We start from the raw sequence: 17,042 nt of genomic DNA, 5'->3' as shown, positions 1-17,042 counted from the left end.
CTCCCTATTTTTTTTTGTAACGTGGTGCTGCCCGCTCTGGCCCCCCCGCCGGCGGGGGTGCGCGGGCCACCCTCCCCTCAAGGGGGAGGGGATCACTCGAACACGATGCTTGGCACGGCGGCTTCGGCCGCGCCGCGTTCTTCGTTGACCCTGCCCCAGACGTTCGAGGCGATGTCGCGGTAGATCTTCGCCTCGGCGCTATCGGGCTTCGAGACCACCACCGGCGTGCCGGCATCGGAGCTTTCGCGGATGCCCATCTCGAGCGGCACTTCGCCGAGGAAGGTGACGCCGAGACGCTCGGCCTCGCGGCGCGCGCCGCCATGGCCGAAGATGTCGTAGCGCTTGCCGGTGTCGGGGGCGAGGAAATAGCTCATATTCTCGACGATGCCCAACACCGGCACGTCGACCTTCCTGAACATGTTGAGGCCTTTTCGGGCATCGATCAGGGCCAGATCCTGCGGCGTCGAGACGATGACGGCGCCGGCCAGCGGCACCTGCTGGGCCATGGTCAGCTGCGCGTCGCCGGTGCCGGGCGGCATGTCGACGACGAGCACATCGAGCGGACCCCACTCGACCTCGCGCAGCATTTGCGTCAATGCCGACATCACCATCGGCCCGCGCCAGATCATCGGCGTCTCCTCATCGACGAGGAAGCCCATCGACATGACCTTCAGGCCGTAATTCTCCATCGGCCTCAGGACCTTGCCGTCGACTGTCTGCGGCCGGCCATGGATGTTGAGCAGCCGCGGCATCGACGGGCCGTAGATGTCGGCATCGAGCACGCCGACCCTCAGGCCGTTGGCGGCGAGGCCTAGCGCGATGTTGACGGCGGTGGTCGACTTGCCGACGCCGCCCTTGCCGGAAGCAACAGCGATGATCGCCTCGATGCCGGGAACACCGCGCTTGCCCTGGCTGTGCGAGGCTGGAGCATGCGGGGCCGGTCGTGGCGCGGCAGCGGGTGCGGCCGGCGCGGGCCTGGGAGCGGGCCTTTGCGGAACCGGAGCCTCCATGCCGCCGCCTTTCCTTTCCGCCGTCAGCGCAACCACGGCGCCGGCGACACCGGGGATCGCCTTGACGACGCGTTCGGCGGCGGCGCGCAACGGCTCCATCTCTTGAGCCCGGGCGGCAGGGACGGTGATCGAGAAGAAGACCTTGGCATCAGCAATGAAAATCTCGGAAACCATGCCGAGGTCGACGATGTTGCCGGTGAAGTCCGGTCCGTTGACCGTCTTCAGGCGCTCGATGACGATTTCCTTGGTGACGGACATGAGCTTTTTCCTCTGCTTTCCGCCTGAGATAATGCAGTTCCCGAACAGAACCAAGCGGCGGAACGACACGCACAGTGGCATGGCTTCAAAATTCGCGTCTGCTTGTCGGGATTTGCGGGAGACAAAACGTCTTTAGGGAAGAGGCACGCCAATCGCACAAGCTGCGGTCGCCGGAAAACGAAGCAGCCCTATCTTGTTGCAGGGCTTCGGACGTGCTCGCCAGCAAGGAAAGGAGACCAATCATGCTCGCAAACAGCAACGCAACGGCCAATCTCGCGGTGAAGGACCTGGCCAAGGCCAAGGCCTTCTATGAAGGCGTTCTGGGTCTGACGGAGGTTCACAACGAGGGGGGCGAACTGATCGTCTACAAATGCGGTGACACCAGCATCAACGTGTATCGCTCGATGTTCGCCGGAACCAACAAAGCGACGGCGGTAACCTGGATGGTCGGCGACGAGATCGAAAAAATTGTCAGCGCGTTAAGGTCGAAGGGCGTCGTCTTCGAACATTACGATATGCCGGGCCTGACGCTGGAAGGCGACATCCATGTCGGCTACGGCATGAAGGTCGCCTGGTTCAAGGATCCTGACGGCAACATTCTGAACCTGGTCGACCGTTAGCTTGGACGGAGGCGAAGCTTCGGCCGCATGAGGATTCGCCAAGCAAAAACAGCATGCATCTGGCGTAACCTCACTTGGCCGGGTAGCGTCCGCTCATGATCGACAAGCTGGAATTCTTCATCGCGCTGGCCAGGGAAGAGCATTTCGGCCGGGCGGCGGATGTGTGCGGCGTCACCCAGCCGACGCTTTCGGCCGGCATCAAGCAGCTGGAGGGCCAGCTCGGCGTGATGCTGGTATTGCGCGGATCGCGCTTTCAGGGGCTGACGCCGGAGGGAGAACAGGTGCTGGTGTGGGCGCGCCGCATCGTCGGCGATACCCGCACCATGCGCGAGGAAATGCGGGCGGCGCGCCACGGCCTCTCGGGGCGCATCCGCATCGCGGCCGTCCCGACGGCGCTGGCCATGGTGGCGCGGCTGACGACACCTTTTCGGGCAAAACATCCCGGCGTCACCTTCTCTGTGCTGTCGCGCACCTCGATCGAGGTGCTGTCGCTGCTCGGCAATTTCGATATCGACGCCGGCATTACCTATCTCGACAACGAGCCGCTGGGGCGGGTGACCAGCGTGCCGCTCTATGACGAGCGCTATCAGTTGATCACCGCGGTCGGAACCCCCTATTCCGACCGCGACAAAGTGACATGGGCGGAGCTTAGCCAGCTGCCGCTCTGCCTGTTGACGCCGGACATGCAGAACCGCCGCATCATCGACCAGCACCTTGCCGAGGCCGGCGTTGAGGTGCGGCCGACACTCGAATCCAATTCGATGATCGTGCTGTTCTCCCATATCCGCACCGGCAAATGGTCGTCGATCATGCCGCTCAACCTCTCGGAAACGTTCGGCTTTTCCGAGCCGATCCGGGCCATTCCGATCGTCGAGCCGGATGCCAGCCACACCGTCGGGCTGGTGGCGACACCGCGCGAGCCGCACACTCCGCTGGTCTCGGCGCTGCTGGACGAGGCGATGGCGCTGGCAGACGATTTCCGCGCCCGCCACTGAGCTAGAGATTGCAGGCTGGACGGTGTCGATAGAAGATTTCTATCGAACAACGGATCAGCTTTATTGATTTAGTGGGTTTCCTCTGATTTCCTAAGCACTTAGCGGAAGATTACTACGACCAGGGAGGGCGCTGCATGACAATGCAGCCTGCAGGTACCGAGATCGCGTCGCGCACGGCGGCGATCGTCCAGGAGTTGAAGGGCCTCGAAGGCCCGCTGTTGCCGATCCTCCACGGCATCCAGGAAGAATTCGGCCATGTGCCGCAGGACGCGTTGCCGGTGATCGCCGAGGCGCTGAACATCTCCAAGGCAGAGGTGCACGGCGTCGTCACCTTCTATCATGACTACCGCAGCCATCCGGCTGGGCGGCATGTGCTGAAGCTCTGCCAGGCGGAAGCCTGTCAATCGATGGGCTCGGATGCCATTGCCGCCAAGCTCAAGCAATTGCTGGGCATCGGCTTCCACGAGACGGCCCGCGACGGTTCGGTGACGCTGGAACCGGTCTATTGCCTCGGCCTTTGCGCCTGCGCGCCATCGGCAATGCTGGACGGCGAGGTGATCGGCCGGCTCGATGACGAAAAGCTTGACGAGATCGTGACCGAGGTGCGCTCATGATCCCGCGCATCTACGTTCCCGGCGATTCCGGCGCGCTGGCGCTCGGTGCTGAAAAGGTCGCCAAGGCGATCGAAAAGGAATTGGCCGACCGCGGTATCGAGGCCAAGATCGTGCGCAATGGTTCGCGCGGCGCCTATTCCCTCGAGCCGATGGTCGAGGTGGCGACAGCCAATGGCCGCGTCGCCTATGGGCCGGTAAAGCCGTCCGACGTCAAAAGCCTTTTCGACTGTGGCTTTCTCACCGGCGGCTACCACAAGCGCTGGTTGGGTGCACCCGACAAGATCCCGTTCCTGGCAAAGCAGACGCGGCTGACCTTCGCGCGCTGCGGCGTCATCAATCCGCTGTCGCTCGATCACTACAAGGCGCATGGCGGGCTGAAGGGCCTGCAGAACGCCGTGGCGATGGCTCCGGCCGAAATCGTCAAACAGGTGACGGAGTCGGGCCTGCGCGGACGCGGCGGCGCCGGCTTCCCGACCGGGATCAAATGGAAGACCGTGCTCGATACTACGGCCGACAAAAAATACATTGTCTGCAATGCCGACGAGGGCGACAGCGCCACCTTCGCCGACCGCATGATCATGGAGGGCGATCCCTTCGTGCTGATCGAAGGCATGGCGATCGCCGGCATCGCCACTGGCGCGACCAAGGGCTTTGTTTATATCCGCTCGGAATACCCGCATGCGGTGGCGATGATGGAGAAGGCGGTCGAGGTCGCCCGCAAGGCCGGCCTGCTCGGCGTCAATGTGCTGGGCTCGCCGAACGCCTTCGACATGGAGATCCGCGTCGGCGCCGGCGCTTATGTCTGCGGCGAGGAAACCTCGCTGCTCAACAGCCTCGAAGGCAAGCGCGGCGTCGTTCGCGCCAAGCCGCCACTGCCGGCCATCCAGGGCCTGTTCGGCAAGCCGACGGTGATCAACAACGTCATCTCGCTGGCCTCGGTGCCTGTGATCATGGACAAGGGTGCTGCCTTCTACAAGAATTTCGGCATGGGCCGCTCGCGCGGCACCATTCCAATCCAGATCGCCGGCAACGTCAGATATGGCGGCCTGTTCGAGGCGGCGTTCGGCATGACGCTTGGCGAGATCGTCGACGACATCGGCGGTGGCACGGCGACTGGACGGCCGGTCAAGGCGGTGCAGGTCGGGGGTCCATTGGGAGCTTATTTTCCCCGCTCCCTGTTCGACACGCCTTTCGACTACGAGGCATTCGCCGCCAAGGACGGGCTGATCGGCCATGCCGGCATCACCGTCTTCGACGACACAGCCGACATGCTGAAGCAGGCGCGCTTCGCCATGGAGTTCTGCGCCATCGAAAGCTGCGGCAAGTGCACGCCGTGCCGCATCGGCTCGACGCGCGGCGTCGAGACGATCGACAAGATCGCCAAAGGCATCGAGCCGGAAAAGCAGATCGAACTGGTGACCGACCTCTGCAACACGATGAAGTTCGGTTCGCTCTGTGCGCTGGGTGGCTTCACGCCCTATCCGGTGATGAGCGCAATCAACCACTTCCGCGATGATTTCAAGCCGGCGCCGGTCGCCGAAGCAGCAGAATAGGAGTCTCGCCATGGGTCTCGTTCAGGAAATCGACTACGGCACACCGGCCTCGACCTCCGAGAAGCAGGTGACGCTGACCGTCGACGGCTTCACCGTCACTGTGCCGGAAGGCACCTCGATCATGCGCGCCTCGATGGAGGCCGGAATCACCATCCCGAAGCTTTGCGCCACTGACATGGTCGATGCCTTCGGCTCCTGCCGGCTCTGCCTGGTCGAGATCGACGGCCGCAACGGCACGCCTTCTTCATGCACGACGCCGGTGGCGCCGGGTATGGTCGTGCATACCCAGACCGGAAGGCTGAAGGACATTCGCCGCGGCGTGATGGAGCTCTACATCTCCGATCATCCGCTCGACTGCCTGACCTGCGCTGCCAATGGCGACTGCGAATTGCAGACGCAGGCCGGCGTCGTCGGCCTGCGCGACGTGCGCTACGGCTATGAGGGCGACAACCACGTCTTCAAGAAGAATGACGGCGCAGAAAACTTCAAATGGATGGCGAAGGACGAGTCCAACCCGTACTTCACCTATGATCCGTCGAAATGCATCGTCTGCTCGCGCTGCGTGCGCGCCTGCGAGGAAGTGCAAGGCACCTTCGCGCTGACCATCGAGGGCCGAGGCTTTGAAAGCCGCGTGTCGCCAGGCATGCATCAGCTGTTCATCGACAGCGAATGCGTGTCCTGCGGCGCCTGCGTGCAGGCCTGCCCGACGGCGACGCTTTCCGAGAAATCGGTGATCAAGATCGGCCAGCCGGAGCATTCGGTGGTCACCACTTGCGCCTATTGCGGCGTCGGCTGCTCGTTCAAGGCCGAAATGCGCGGCGACGAGCTGGTGCGCATGGTGCCCTACAAGGACGGCAAGGCCAATCGCGGCCATAGCTGCGTCAAGGGACGTTTTGCCTACGGCTACTCGACCCACAAGGAGCGCATTCTCAATCCGATGATCCGTGAAAAGGTCACCGATCCATGGCGCGAAGTGCCGTGGGAAGAAGCGCTCACCCATACTGCCAACGAATTCCGCCGCATCCAGTACCAGTATGGCCGCACCTCGATCGGCGGCATCACCTCGTCGCGCTGCACGAACGAGGAAACCTATCTGGTGCAGAAGCTGATCCGCCAGGGTTTCCGCAACAACAATGTCGATACCTGCGCCCGCGTCTGCCATTCGCCGACCGGCTATGGCCTTGGCCAGACCTTCGGCACTTCGGCAGGCACGCAGGATTTCGATTCGATCGAGCAGACCGACGTGGTGATCATCATCGGTGCCAATCCGACCGACGCGCATCCGGTATTTGCGTCGCGCATGAAGAAGCGGTTGCGCAAGGGCGCCAAGCTGATCGTGCTCGACCCGCGCCGCACCGACATCGTGCGCTCGGCCCATATCGAGGCGCAGCATCATCTGCCGCTGAAGCCCGGCACCAATGTCGCCGTGGTCACCGCGCTTGCGCATGTCATCGTCACCGAAGGCCTGTTCGACGAAGCTTTCATCCGCGAGCGCTGCGACTGGGACGAGTTCCAGGACTGGGCATCGTTCGTGGCGCTACCGGAAAACAGCCCGGAAGTCGTCGGACAGCTTGCCAATGTCGATCCCGAAGAGATCCGCGGCGCCGCACGGCTGTTTGCCACCGGCGGCAATGGCGCGATCTATTACGGCCTCGGCGTGACCGAGCACAGCCAGGGTTCGACCACCGTCATCGCCATCGCCAACCTCGCCATGGCGACCGGCAATATCGGCCGGCCAGGCGTCGGCGTGAACCCACTGCGCGGCCAGAACAATGTGCAGGGCTCCTGCGACATGGGCTCGTTCCCGCATGAGCTGCCCGGCTATCGTCACGTCTCCGGCGACGCGGTGCGCGATATCTATGAGAGCCTTTGGGGCGTCAAGCTCGACGATGAGCCCGGCCTGCGCATCCCCAACATGCTGGACGCCGCCGTCGACGGCTCGTTCAAGGGCCTCTATGTGCAAGGCGAGGACATCCTGCAGTCCGACCCCGACACCAAGCATGTCGCCGCGGGCCTCGCGGCGATGGAATGTGTCGTCGTCCACGACCTCTTCCTCAACGAGACCGCCAACTACGCGCATGTCTTCCTGCCCGGCTCGACTTTCCTCGAGAAGGACGGCACCTTCACCAATGCCGAGCGCCGCATCAATCGCGTGCGCAAGGTGATGGCGCCGAAGAACGGGCTGGCCGACTGGGAAGTGACGCAGAAGCTCGCACAGACGATGGGGCTTGACTGGAATTACCAGCATCCGTCGGAAATCATGGACGAGATCGCCAAGACGACTCCGAGCTTCGCCAAGGTTTCCTTTGACTATCTGGACAAGATGGGCTCGGTGCAGTGGCCGTGCAACGAGCAGGCGCCGGAAGGTACGCCGATCATGCATATCAGCGGCTTCGTGCGCGGCAAGGGCAAGTTCATCCGCACCGAATATGTGGCGACCGACGAGAGGACGGGACCGCGCTTCCCGCTGCTGCTGACCACCGGCCGCATCCTGTCGCAGTACAATGTCGGCGCGCAGACCAGGCGTACCGACAATATCATGTGGCATAGCGAGGACCGGCTCGAGATCCACCCGCATGACGCCGAAAACCGCGGCCTGCGCGACGGTGACTGGGTCCGACTGACCAGCCGCTCCGGCGAGACGACGCTGCGCGCGCTGATCACCGACAAGGTGTCGCCGGGCGTGGTCTATACAACGTTCCACCATCCAGACACGCAGGCCAACGTCATCACCACCGACTTCTCCGACTGGGCGACCAACTGCCCGGAATACAAGGTGACGGCGGTGCAGGTCGGCGCGTCCAACGGACCGTCGGAATGGCAGCTCGACTATGACGAGCAGGCCCGCAACAGCCGTCGCATCGCGACCTTGGAAGCAGCGGAGTAATCGTTGAGCGCGCGCCGCAAAGCCACGACGCAGATCTCGCGGCTGGCGCACCGCGCCGGCGGCACTGCGGCCGCCAACCGGATGGTGCCGGAAGAGACGCCGGTGGCGTTCTCCTTTGCCGGCACCACCCATGCGGTGATGATGGCAAGTCCCGCCGATTTCGAGGATTTCGCGCTCGGCTTCTCGCTGACCGAGGGCATTATCGCCAACCGGCAAGAAATTGAGGCGATCGAAGTCGAAGATCACGGCGCCGGCATCGACATCCAGATCAGGCTAAAGGACCAGGCCAATACGCGCTTCGAGGCGCGGCGCCGGCGGCTGGCCGGACCGGTCGGCTGCGGGTTGTGCGGCATCGAGTCGATCGAGGAGGCGATGCGTTCGGTCGAGACGGTCGGTTCGTCAAAACTTACGCTTACGGCGGACGACATCGTCCGTTCGGTCAAGCTTTTGTCGAAAGTGCAGCCGCTGCATGCCGAGACCGGCGCGGTCCACGCCGCCGGTTTTTATATCTCCGGCAAGGGTATCGTCATGGCGCGCGAGGATGTCGGCCGCCACAATGCGCTCGACAAGCTGGCCGGCGCACTCGCCAAAGCCGGCATCGATGGCACCTTGGGTGCCGTCGTGGTGACGTCGCGCGTTTCGGTCGAGATGGTGCAGAAGACGGCGGCGATCGGCGCTGCGTTCATCATCGCCGTTTCGGCGCCGACGGCACTTGCCATCCGCACCGCCGAGGACGCCGGCATGACGCTGGTGGCTTTGGTGCGCGGCAATGATTTCGATATCTTCACCCACCCCGAACGGGTGGTTTCGGGAGTTGCCAAGCATGTCGCATGACGAAGGCCACATCATGAGCACCAGCGAGAAGCTGGTCCGCATGGCCAATCAGATCGCCGCCTTTTTTCACTCCAAGCCGCGCGAGGAAGGCATTGCCGGCGTCGCCGAGCATATCAACAAGTTCTGGGAACCGAGGATGCGGCGGCAGTTGTTCGAAATGCTGGACGGCGGTGGCGAAGGCTTCAACGAGCTTGTCGTGGCCGCCTCGGCAAGGATCAAGCGGCCGGCTGCACCGGAAGCAGTGGGCTTCCGCGCCGATGCCGGGGCCGTCGTTCCAGGCGGCAAAGGCCCTGGGGCCGGTGAGTCGAATGCCGGGATCGCCGCTTCGCAGAAGTAGTCAGCAAACGTGCCTCTCATGGCCCATACGCTTGCATTCCCATCTTCTAACGTTTGATCTGCCGTAAGCGTCGCGCCTCTGCTATGTTGAGCGACCAGAAATCGTCGGGCCTGGCGGACAAATCTCGTGAGGCCGATCGAAACGCGATACGCCCGAAGTGGCGACGTGCGGATCGCCTATCAGGTGGTCGGCCAGGGATCGTTCGATCTCGTTTTCGTGCCGGGCTTCATTTCCAATCTCGACCTGCACTGGGAAGACGAAGGCTACAGCCGGCTGCTGAAGCGGCTGTAGCCTTCTCGCGGCTGATCCTGTTCGACAAGCGCGGCACCGGCCTGTCGGACCGCATCGATACCCGCTTCTGATCATCAACAGCCCGATCGTGAAGACGGGCACATGGAGGATAAAATGCCGACCAAGACAAAGCCAGTGAATGGCGCGGCGATCAAGAATGCAATCGAGGGCCGTGACGGAAAAATGCTCGCGAGCTTCTATGCCGATGACGCTCTGGTGCGGGTGATCGACCGCAACAATCCGCCGAGCAAGCCGCGCGAAATTCGCGGACGCGCGGCGATCAGCACATTCTGGGACGACATCTGCAGCCGGGCGATGACCCACAAGGTCGACACCACCATCGCCGACGGCGACAATCTCGCCTTCACGCAGGCCTGCAGCTACCCCGACGGCACGAAAGTGTTCTGCGCGGCGATGCTGGAGCTGAAGGACGGCCAAATTGCGCGGCAGACCGTCGTGCAAACATGGGACGAGTGAGGAGGTAGCGATGTTCAGCGCCAGATGGCAGATCGATGCCCGGCAGGCAGATGAGGGGCGGAACCAGCTGAGCAAGACTTGTGCTGGCCCTCATCCGGCCCCTCTGGGCCACCTTCTCCCCGTCAACGGGCCGTCAACGGGGAGAAGGAAGGCGCTACCCGTGCGCCACCATCACATGGCGGACAGCGGTATAATCCTCCAGTGCGTAAAGCGACATGTCCTTGCCGTAGCCGGACTGTTTCAGCCCGCCATGCGGCATCTCATTGGTCAGCATGAAGTGGGTGTTGATCCAGGTGCAGCCATACTGAAGCCGGGCTGCCGTCGCCATGGCGCGCGAAACGTCTTTGGTCCATACCGACGATGCCAAGCCGTAGTCGCTGTCATTCGCCCAGTTCACCGCCTCGTCGACCTCGGAAAAACGAGTGACGGAGACAACCGGGCCGAACACTTCGCGGCGCACGATCTCGTCTTCCTGCAGCGCGCCGGCGACGACGGTCGGCTGGTAGAAGAAGCCGGAGCCTTCGCCCGGCTTGCCGCCGGTGGTGATCTCGATGTGCTTCAGCTCCGAGGCGCGTTCGACGAAGCTCGAGACGCGGTCGCGCTGGCGGCGTGAGATGAGCGGCCCGATCTCGTTCTCGGTGTCGTCGGGGCGGTTGTACTTGATGGTCGAGACGGCCGAGGAAAGGTCGGCGACGAGCTTGTCGTAGATCTTCTTGCCGGCATAGATGCGGCAGGCGGCAGTGCAGTCCTGGCCGGCATTGTAGTAGCCGAAGGCGCGCAGGCCATTGATCACCGCGCCGAGATCGGCATCGTCGAAGACGATGACCGGCGCCTTGCCGCCGAGTTCGAGATGCGTGCGCTTGACCGATTTGGCTGCGGCCTGCAGCACCTTCTTGCCGGTGGCGACGTCGCCGGTGATCGAAATCATGTTGACTTTCGGGTGGTTGATCAGCGTGTTGCCGACGCTGTCGCCTCGGCCGAGCACGACATTGACAACACCGTCCGGCAGGATTTCAGCGAGGATCTTCGCCAGCTTCAGCGAGGTCAGCGGCGTCTGCTCCGACGGCTTGAAGACGACAGTGTTGCCGCCGGCAATCGCCGGCGCCAGCTTCCAGGCCATCATCATCAGCGGATAGTTCCATGGCGCGATCGAGGCGACGACACCGATGGCATCGCGGCGGACCATCGAAGTGTGACCAGGAATGTATTCGCCGGCGACCTGGCCGGGCATCGAGCGGACGGCGCCGGCAAAGAAGCGGTAACAGTCGACGATCGCCGGGATTTCGTCGTTGAGCACGGCATTGATCGGCTTGCCGCAATTGAGCGCCTCGAGTGCCGCGAAATCCTTTGCGTCGGCCTCGATGCGATCGGCGATCTTTAGCAGATAACCCGAGCGCTGCGCCGGCGTGGTGCGCGACCAGGTGACGAAGGCCTTTTCGGCGGCAAGCACCGCTGCCTCGATCTGCGCCTGGCTGGCTTCAGGCAGGTTGAGGATAGTCGCTCCGGTCTTCGGATTGAGGATCGGCTCCTCGGTTTCGGTGCCCTTCTCGAATTTCGAGCCGATCAGCATCTTTGTGTCCATGGAAGTCTCTCCCTTATGGATTCTTGACGTCATTTGCCCGAACCGGCGATCTGGTCGCCGTCGCGGGTCAGGTAGTAGGCAAGGAGGATGGGCAGCAGCGTCACCAGCACGACGACCATGGCCACGACATTGGTGACTGGGCGCTGGCGCGGACGGATCAGTTCCTCCAGCATCCAGATCGGCAGCGTCTGCTGCTGGCCGGCGGTGAAGGTGGTGACGATGACCTCGTCGAACGACAGCGCGAAGGCGAGCATGCCGCCGGCGAGCAGCGCGGTGGCGATATTGGGCAGCACGACATGGCGAAAGGTCTGGAAGCCGTCGGCGCCGAGATCCATCGATGCCTCGATCATCGAGCCGGAAGTGCGGCGAAAGCGGGCGACTGCGTTGTTGTAGACAACGACGACGCAGAAGGTGGCGTGGCCAAGCACGATCGTCCAGAACGAGAATGGAATCTCGGCCAGCGAAAAGGCCGAACGCAGCGCGATGCCGGTGATGATGCCGGGCAGCGCGATCGGCAGGATGACCAGCAGCGAGATGGTTTCGCGGCCAAAGAACTGTGTTCGCGAAACGGCGGCGGCGCAGAGCGTGCCGAGGACCAGGGCGACGAGTGTCGAGATGGCGGCGACCCGGACCGACAGCGACAGCGCTTGCCACACGTCCGGGCGGTTCCAGGTGACGGCGAACCACTGCGTCGTCAGTCCCGGCGGCGGCCAGACGAAGCTCTTTTCCTCGGTCGTGAAGGCATAGACGAAGATCAGGAAGATCGGCAAATGCAGGAACAGCAGACCGCAGGCAGCAGCGATCTTCAAGCCGAGAGGGGTGGATTGCGAGCCATCAGAGCGCATCGAAGGCCCCCATGCGCTTGGCGCCCCAGAGGTAGAAACCCATGATGACGATGGGCACCACGGTGAAGGCGGCGGCGAGCGGGATGTTGCCGGCGGTGCCCTGCTGCGAATAGACGGCCTGGCCGATGAAGAGGCGCGAGGTGCCGATGATCTGCGGGATGATGTAATCGCCGAGCGTCAGCGAGAAGGTGAAGATCGAACCGGCGACGATGCCCGGCAGCGCCAGCGGGAACAGCACATTGCGGAAGGTCTGGCCGGGCGAGGCGCCGAGATCGGACGAGGCCTCGACCAGATTGCCGGGCACGCGCTCAAGTGCCGCCTGAACCGGCAGGATCATGAAAGGCAGCCAGACGTAAACGAAGACGATGAAGGTGCCGGTGGACGACACCGACAGAGAATTGCCGCCGACGATCGGCAGCGACAGCCAGCCATCGAGCAGCCATAGAAGATGCAGCTTGGCGAGCAGCCAGGACAGGATGCCTTCCTTGGCGAGGATGAGCTTCCAGGCGTAGATCTTGACCAGATAGCTCGACCACAGCGGCAGCATCACGCCGAGATAGAACAGCGCCTTCCAGCGGCCGCGCGCATAGCGCGCCGCGTAATAGGCGATGGGGAAGGCGATGATCGCCGAGGCGAGCGTGACCAGAGCCGCCATCGTTACCGTGCGCAGGATGATGTCGAGATTGGCGGCCTGCAGCAGGTCGCCATAGGTCTTCAGCGTGAACTGCCGGTTTATGAGGCCGGAGAATTCGTCGATCGAGAAAAAACTCTGTAAGAGCAGCGAGAACAGCGAGCCGATATAGACGATGCCAAGCCACAGCACCGGCGGCAGCAGCATCAAGAGCAGCAGCAGCTTCGGCTTGCGCCAGAACAGGTCCGACAGCGCGCCGCGCAGGCCGCCGGCGCGGGGAAGGAGGGCTGGGGCAGGTTTTGCCTGGGTCGCGGTCAGAGTCATGGTTTCTTCGACCGGCCGCGATCCTTCGCGCCCCCCTCTGTCCTGCCGGACATCTCCCCCACGAGGGGGGAGATTGGCTGTCGCGACTGCTTTCGCCAATCACCAACGTTGCAGAAGAGGCGCCACTGGCGAAGCTGCCGATCTCCCCCCAAGTGGGGGAGATGCAAAGTGATGGCAAAGTGGGCAGGACAGAGGGGGGCGCCATGAAGCGCCGCACTTGGCCTGTCAGCCAAGACTTTCCTCAGCGCCATCATGCCGGCTCATCCATCAAATGCAGGTGCTCGCGGTTGAAGGTGAGCATGACCGCCTCACCTTCCTTCGGCAATGTCGCACCGGCCGGCACGATCGCATGCAATCTCAACCCGTCGGCGTCGAGCGCCAGTCTGGTCGTGGCGCCGAGATAATTGGTCGAGACGAGACGAGCGGCAACGCCGTCGCCCTTGGCAGCCCGGCCGATGCGAATGGATTCAGGCCGCAGGCTGCCCCAGCGATGCTGGCCGGAATAACGCTGGACGAAGTCCGGCGGCAGCACATTGGACGAGCCGACGAAATCGGCGACGAAGCGCGTCTTCGGGCGCTGGTAGATGTCCTCCGGCGTGCCGATCTGCATGATCTTGCCGTCGTTGAAGACGGCGACGCGATCGGCCATCGAAAGGGCCTCGCCCTGGTCGTGGGTGACGAAGACGAAGGTGATGCCGAGCGCCTTCTGCAGCGACTTCAGCTCCTCCTGCATGTTCTCGCGCAGCTTGAGGTCGAGCGCGCCAAGCGGCTCGTCGAGCAAAAGCACCTTGGGCTGGTTGACCAGGGCGCGGGCGAGCGCGACGCGCTGGCGCTGGCCGCCGGAAAGCTGGCCGGGACGGCGGGCACCGTAGCCGGGAAGCCGCACCAGCGACAATGCCTCCTCGGCCGCCTTCTGCCGCTCGAGCTTGCCGACGCCCTTGACCATCAGCCCGTAGGCGACATTGTCGAGCACGTTCAGATGCGGAAACAGCGCGTAGTCCTGGAAGACGGTGTTGACGTTGCGGCGATAGGGCGGAACGCCTTCGGCACGTTCGCCGAAGATGGAGATCGAGCCCGATGTCGGCTGCTCGAAGCCGGCGATCAGACGTAGGCAGGTTGTCTTGCCGGAACCCGAAGGTCCAAGCATGGCAAAGAACTCGCCCGGCACGATGTCGAGATCGACCATATCGACGGCGCGCACGCTGCCGAAATGGCGCGAGACTTTTTGGAAGGAAACGGCTGCTGTCATGGGCTGTCAGTCTGTTGCCGGTTTGATGTGTTGACATCGCCGGCGCCGCCACGGATAGGGGGCGGGGCCAGCGAACTTGCGCGACGCCCTACCTCCCCCTTGTGGGGAGGTCGCGGCGAAGCCCGCGGGTGGGGTTATTTGGCAAGAACTGCCGAGCGGACCCCCACCCCGACGCTGCGCGTCGACCCTCCCCACAAGGGGAGGGGAAGGGAACTCACCGTCCGCCAATGACGCCGATATAGTCCGACACCCAGCGATAGTAAGGCACGCACTGATCGTTCTGGGTGGCGCACTTCGACACCGGCGTCTTCCAGAACTTGATCTTTTCGAAATTGTCGTAGCCGTTGGTCTTGCAGCCTTCGTCACCGAGCAGTTCGTTGCCCTTGCAGGCAGCCGGCACCACCGGCAGCGAGCCGAACCAGGCGGAGACATCGCCCTGCACTTTCGGCGACAGCGAATGCTCCAGCCACATATAGGCGCAGTTCGGGTTGGCCGCCTCGGCCGCCAGCATGGTCGTGTCGGCCCAGCCGGTGACGCCTTCCTGAGGAACGGTCGAAGCGACCGGCTTCTTGGCGGCAGCCAGCGTGTTGACCTGGTAGGGCCATGAACCGGAAGCAATGACGCCTTCGTTCTGGAAATCGTCGACCTGGATGGCGGCGTCATGCCAGTAGCGTCCGACCAGCGTGCGCTGGACGCGCAAGAGATCGAGGGCGGCCTTGTACTGATCCTCGGTCAGCTCGTAGGGATCCTTGATGCCTAGCTCCGGCTTGTGAAACATCAGATAGTTGGCGGCATCGGCGATGTGGATCGCCCCGTCATAGGCCTGGACGCGGCCCTTATTCGACTTGCCGTCGGGCAAGGTCATCTCCTCGAAGACGACGTTCCAGCTCTTCGGCGCTTCCTTGAACACCTCGGTGTTGTACATCAGCACATTCGGTCCCCACTGGTAGGGGACGCCGTAGTGGACGCCGCCAACAGTGAACCACGGCGCATCCTTCAGCCGGTCGTCGACCGTGTTCCAGCTCGGGATGAGATCGGTGTTGATCGGCTGGACCCGCTTGCCGGCGACGAGGCGCAGCGAAGCGTCGCCCGAGGCGGTAACGAGGTCGAATCCGCCCTCGTTCATCAGCGCGACCATCTCGTCGGATGTGTTGGCGGTCTTGATGTTGACCTTGCAGCCTGTGTCCTTCTCGAAGGACGTGACCCAGTCGTAGCCCTTGTCGGTTTCGCCGCGCTCGATGTAGCCGGGCCAGGCGACGATGTTGACCTGGCCTTCGCCCTTGCCGAGTTCCGTCACCTGAGCGATCGCCTGGCCGGAGAAGGTCAGCGCGACCGTCAATGCAGTGCATGACTTCAGGAATGAATTCATCGTCGATCTCCCATTTTGGCGGATGACCCCGAAAACCGGTTCCGGTTTTCGGAAAGGAACATGCGCGACTCTAAGGGGCGCCGCACTGTCGTGGCGGCTTGGTCCCGATCATGAAGGTGCTGTGAAATTCCCGGTTTCGCAAATTCATTTATCAGAAAGGCGATATCGGTTTTTCCGATAGATTAACGTCCAATCTTCTCCGGCCGCTGACGGACCATGCGCTGGGACTGGGCAAGCCCGATGAAGTCGCGTGCGGCCTGCGGCAGGCCGGAGCCGCGCCGCCAGACCATGCCGACCTGGACCACCGGCAAGGAGCCCGAAATATCGCGCGATTCGATGCGGTCGCCTTCGAGCGACCATGGCCGGTAGACGAGGTCGGGCAGCAACGCCACACCGGCGCCGGTGGCGACGAGGCTGCGCACCGCTTCGACAGAGCGGGTGCGGAAGGCGACATGCGGCTTGGCGCCGATCGCCGCCAGCAGTTTTCCGGTATTCTCTTCGATCTCGTCGACGGTCAGCATGATCAGCGGCTCCGAGGCGATGTCGCCAATGCCAATGATGTCGGCGCCGGCCAGCGGGTGGCCGAGCGGCAGCCATAGCCGGTAGGCCGAGACTTCGAGAATTTCGGACTGCAAGGCGGTGCGGTCGCGCAGGTTCGAGGTGACCATAACGGCGATGTCGAGCTTGCCGCCGATCAGGAGATGTTCGAGGTAATCGCCATTGTCCTCGATGGCCGAGATCTCGACGCCCGGATACGCGCGACGATAGCGGGCGAGAAGGTCGGACAGCACATAGCCGGCGACCAGCGAGGTGACACCGAGCTGCAGCCGGCCGCCCGCCGCCGCTTGCTCGCCGAAGAAGGCGCGGCGCGCATCGGAAACGTCGGCAAGGATCTTTGTCGCATGGCGCAGGAACTGATGGCCCTTGTGTGTGATGTTGAGGCCGCGCGGATGGCGCTCGAACAGTTCGACGCCGAGATCGCCTTCGAGCTCCTTGATCGCTTCGGTGACCGACGATTGCGAGATGGACAGGTTCTGGGCGGCGCCAGACACCGTGCCTTGCTCGGCGACGGCGATGAAGAACTGCAATTGACGGATTGTGAAGGCCATGACCGGACTAAACACCGGGACGGTAAGGAAGAAAAGCCGCCCACCCCTTTACTGCTC

The 17,042-nt window shown here is 63.2% G+C and carries 16 protein-coding genes; 9 read left to right on the top strand and 7 right to left on the bottom strand.

Annotation, left to right across the window (positions count from 1 at the left end):
* Nucleotides 1–92: 92 nt before the first annotated feature.
* Nucleotides 93–1,268, bottom strand: coding sequence for an Mrp/NBP35 family ATP-binding protein (locus AC0L3L_RS00365; protein WP_473484034.1), 1,176 nt, complete (start codon nt 1,266–1,268; stop codon nt 93–95).
* Nucleotides 1,269–1,510: 242 nt separating this feature from the next.
* Between AC0L3L_RS00365 and AC0L3L_RS00360 the strand changes: the two genes are divergently transcribed.
* The 9 genes from AC0L3L_RS00360 to AC0L3L_RS00320 all read left to right on the top strand — a co-directional run bounded on the left by AC0L3L_RS00360 (nt 1,511) and on the right by AC0L3L_RS00320 (nt 9,876).
* The gene (locus tag AC0L3L_RS00360; RefSeq protein ID WP_473484036.1) at nt 1,511–1,888 is read left to right on the top strand and encodes a VOC family protein; all 378 of its coding nucleotides are present in this window, start codon (nt 1,511–1,513) and stop codon (nt 1,886–1,888) included.
* Between the two features lie 95 nt (nt 1,889–1,983).
* Nucleotides 1,984–2,883 (top strand): LysR family transcriptional regulator, encoded by a 900-nt coding sequence (locus AC0L3L_RS00355; RefSeq protein WP_473484038.1) that lies wholly within the window; start codon nt 1,984–1,986, stop codon nt 2,881–2,883.
* 134 nt (nt 2,884–3,017) lie between these two features.
* Nucleotides 3,018–3,497, top strand: a complete 480-nt coding sequence (locus AC0L3L_RS00350; RefSeq protein WP_473636147.1) for a formate dehydrogenase subunit gamma — start codon at nt 3,018–3,020, stop codon at nt 3,495–3,497.
* Nucleotides 3,494–5,050 (top strand): formate dehydrogenase beta subunit, encoded by a 1,557-nt coding sequence (locus AC0L3L_RS00345; RefSeq protein WP_473484044.1) that lies wholly within the window; start codon nt 3,494–3,496, stop codon nt 5,048–5,050. The genes AC0L3L_RS00350 and AC0L3L_RS00345 overlap by 4 nt, the downstream gene beginning before the upstream one ends.
* Before the next feature lie 10 nt (nt 5,051–5,060).
* Nucleotides 5,061–7,937 (top strand): formate dehydrogenase subunit alpha, encoded by a 2,877-nt coding sequence (gene fdhF / locus AC0L3L_RS00340; protein WP_473636146.1) that lies wholly within the window; start codon nt 5,061–5,063, stop codon nt 7,935–7,937.
* Nucleotides 7,938–7,940: 3 nt separating this feature from the next.
* Entirely contained in the window at nt 7,941–8,771 is an 831-nt protein-coding gene (gene fdhD / locus AC0L3L_RS00335) for a formate dehydrogenase accessory sulfurtransferase FdhD (protein WP_473484049.1), read from the top strand.
* The gene (locus AC0L3L_RS00330; RefSeq protein ID WP_473636145.1) at nt 8,761–9,108 is read left to right on the top strand and encodes a formate dehydrogenase subunit delta; all 348 of its coding nucleotides are present in this window, start codon (nt 8,761–8,763) and stop codon (nt 9,106–9,108) included. The genes fdhD and AC0L3L_RS00330 overlap by 11 nt, the downstream gene beginning before the upstream one ends.
* Before the next feature lie 126 nt (nt 9,109–9,234).
* Complete coding sequence (locus AC0L3L_RS00325; RefSeq protein ID WP_473636144.1) at nt 9,235–9,399, top strand: hypothetical protein; 165 nt, start codon at nt 9,235–9,237, stop codon at nt 9,397–9,399.
* Between the two features lie 114 nt (nt 9,400–9,513).
* Nucleotides 9,514–9,876 carry a nuclear transport factor 2 family protein gene (locus AC0L3L_RS00320; RefSeq protein ID WP_473484054.1) on the top strand — a complete coding sequence of 121 codons (363 nt, stop codon included), beginning with the start codon at nt 9,514–9,516 and terminating at the stop codon, nt 9,874–9,876.
* Nucleotides 9,877–10,030: 154 nt separating this feature from the next.
* Here the strand turns inward: AC0L3L_RS00320 and AC0L3L_RS00315 are convergent, their stop codons facing one another.
* The 6 genes from AC0L3L_RS00315 to AC0L3L_RS00290 form a co-directional block, all read right to left on the bottom strand.
* Entirely contained in the window at nt 10,031–11,458 is a 1,428-nt protein-coding gene (locus AC0L3L_RS00315) for a gamma-aminobutyraldehyde dehydrogenase (RefSeq protein ID WP_473484057.1), read from the bottom strand.
* A gap of 29 nt (nt 11,459–11,487) precedes the next feature.
* Entirely contained in the window at nt 11,488–12,303 is an 816-nt protein-coding gene (locus tag AC0L3L_RS00310) for an ABC transporter permease (RefSeq protein ID WP_473484059.1), read from the bottom strand.
* A complete protein-coding gene (locus AC0L3L_RS00305) occupies nt 12,293–13,258 on the bottom strand; it encodes an ABC transporter permease (protein ID WP_473636143.1) in 966 nt (321 codons plus the stop codon). Before AC0L3L_RS00305 ends, AC0L3L_RS00310 begins: the two co-directional genes overlap by 11 nt.
* Before the next feature lie 250 nt (nt 13,259–13,508).
* Complete coding sequence (locus tag AC0L3L_RS00300) at nt 13,509–14,507, bottom strand: ABC transporter ATP-binding protein (protein ID WP_473636142.1); 999 nt, start codon at nt 14,505–14,507, stop codon at nt 13,509–13,511.
* Nucleotides 14,508–14,721: 214 nt separating this feature from the next.
* A complete protein-coding gene (locus tag AC0L3L_RS00295; RefSeq protein WP_473484068.1) occupies nt 14,722–15,876 on the bottom strand; it encodes an ABC transporter substrate-binding protein in 1,155 nt (384 codons plus the stop codon).
* A 182-nt stretch (nt 15,877–16,058) separates the two neighbouring features.
* A complete protein-coding gene (locus tag AC0L3L_RS00290; RefSeq protein WP_123146441.1) occupies nt 16,059–16,985 on the bottom strand; it encodes a LysR family transcriptional regulator in 927 nt (308 codons plus the stop codon).
* Nucleotides 16,986–17,042: the final 57 nt, after the last annotated feature.

Source organism: Mesorhizobium sp. WSM4849 (assembly GCF_055811385.1).
Note: the sequence above shows the minus strand (reverse complement) of the source record. Positions and strands in the feature narration are given on the sequence as shown.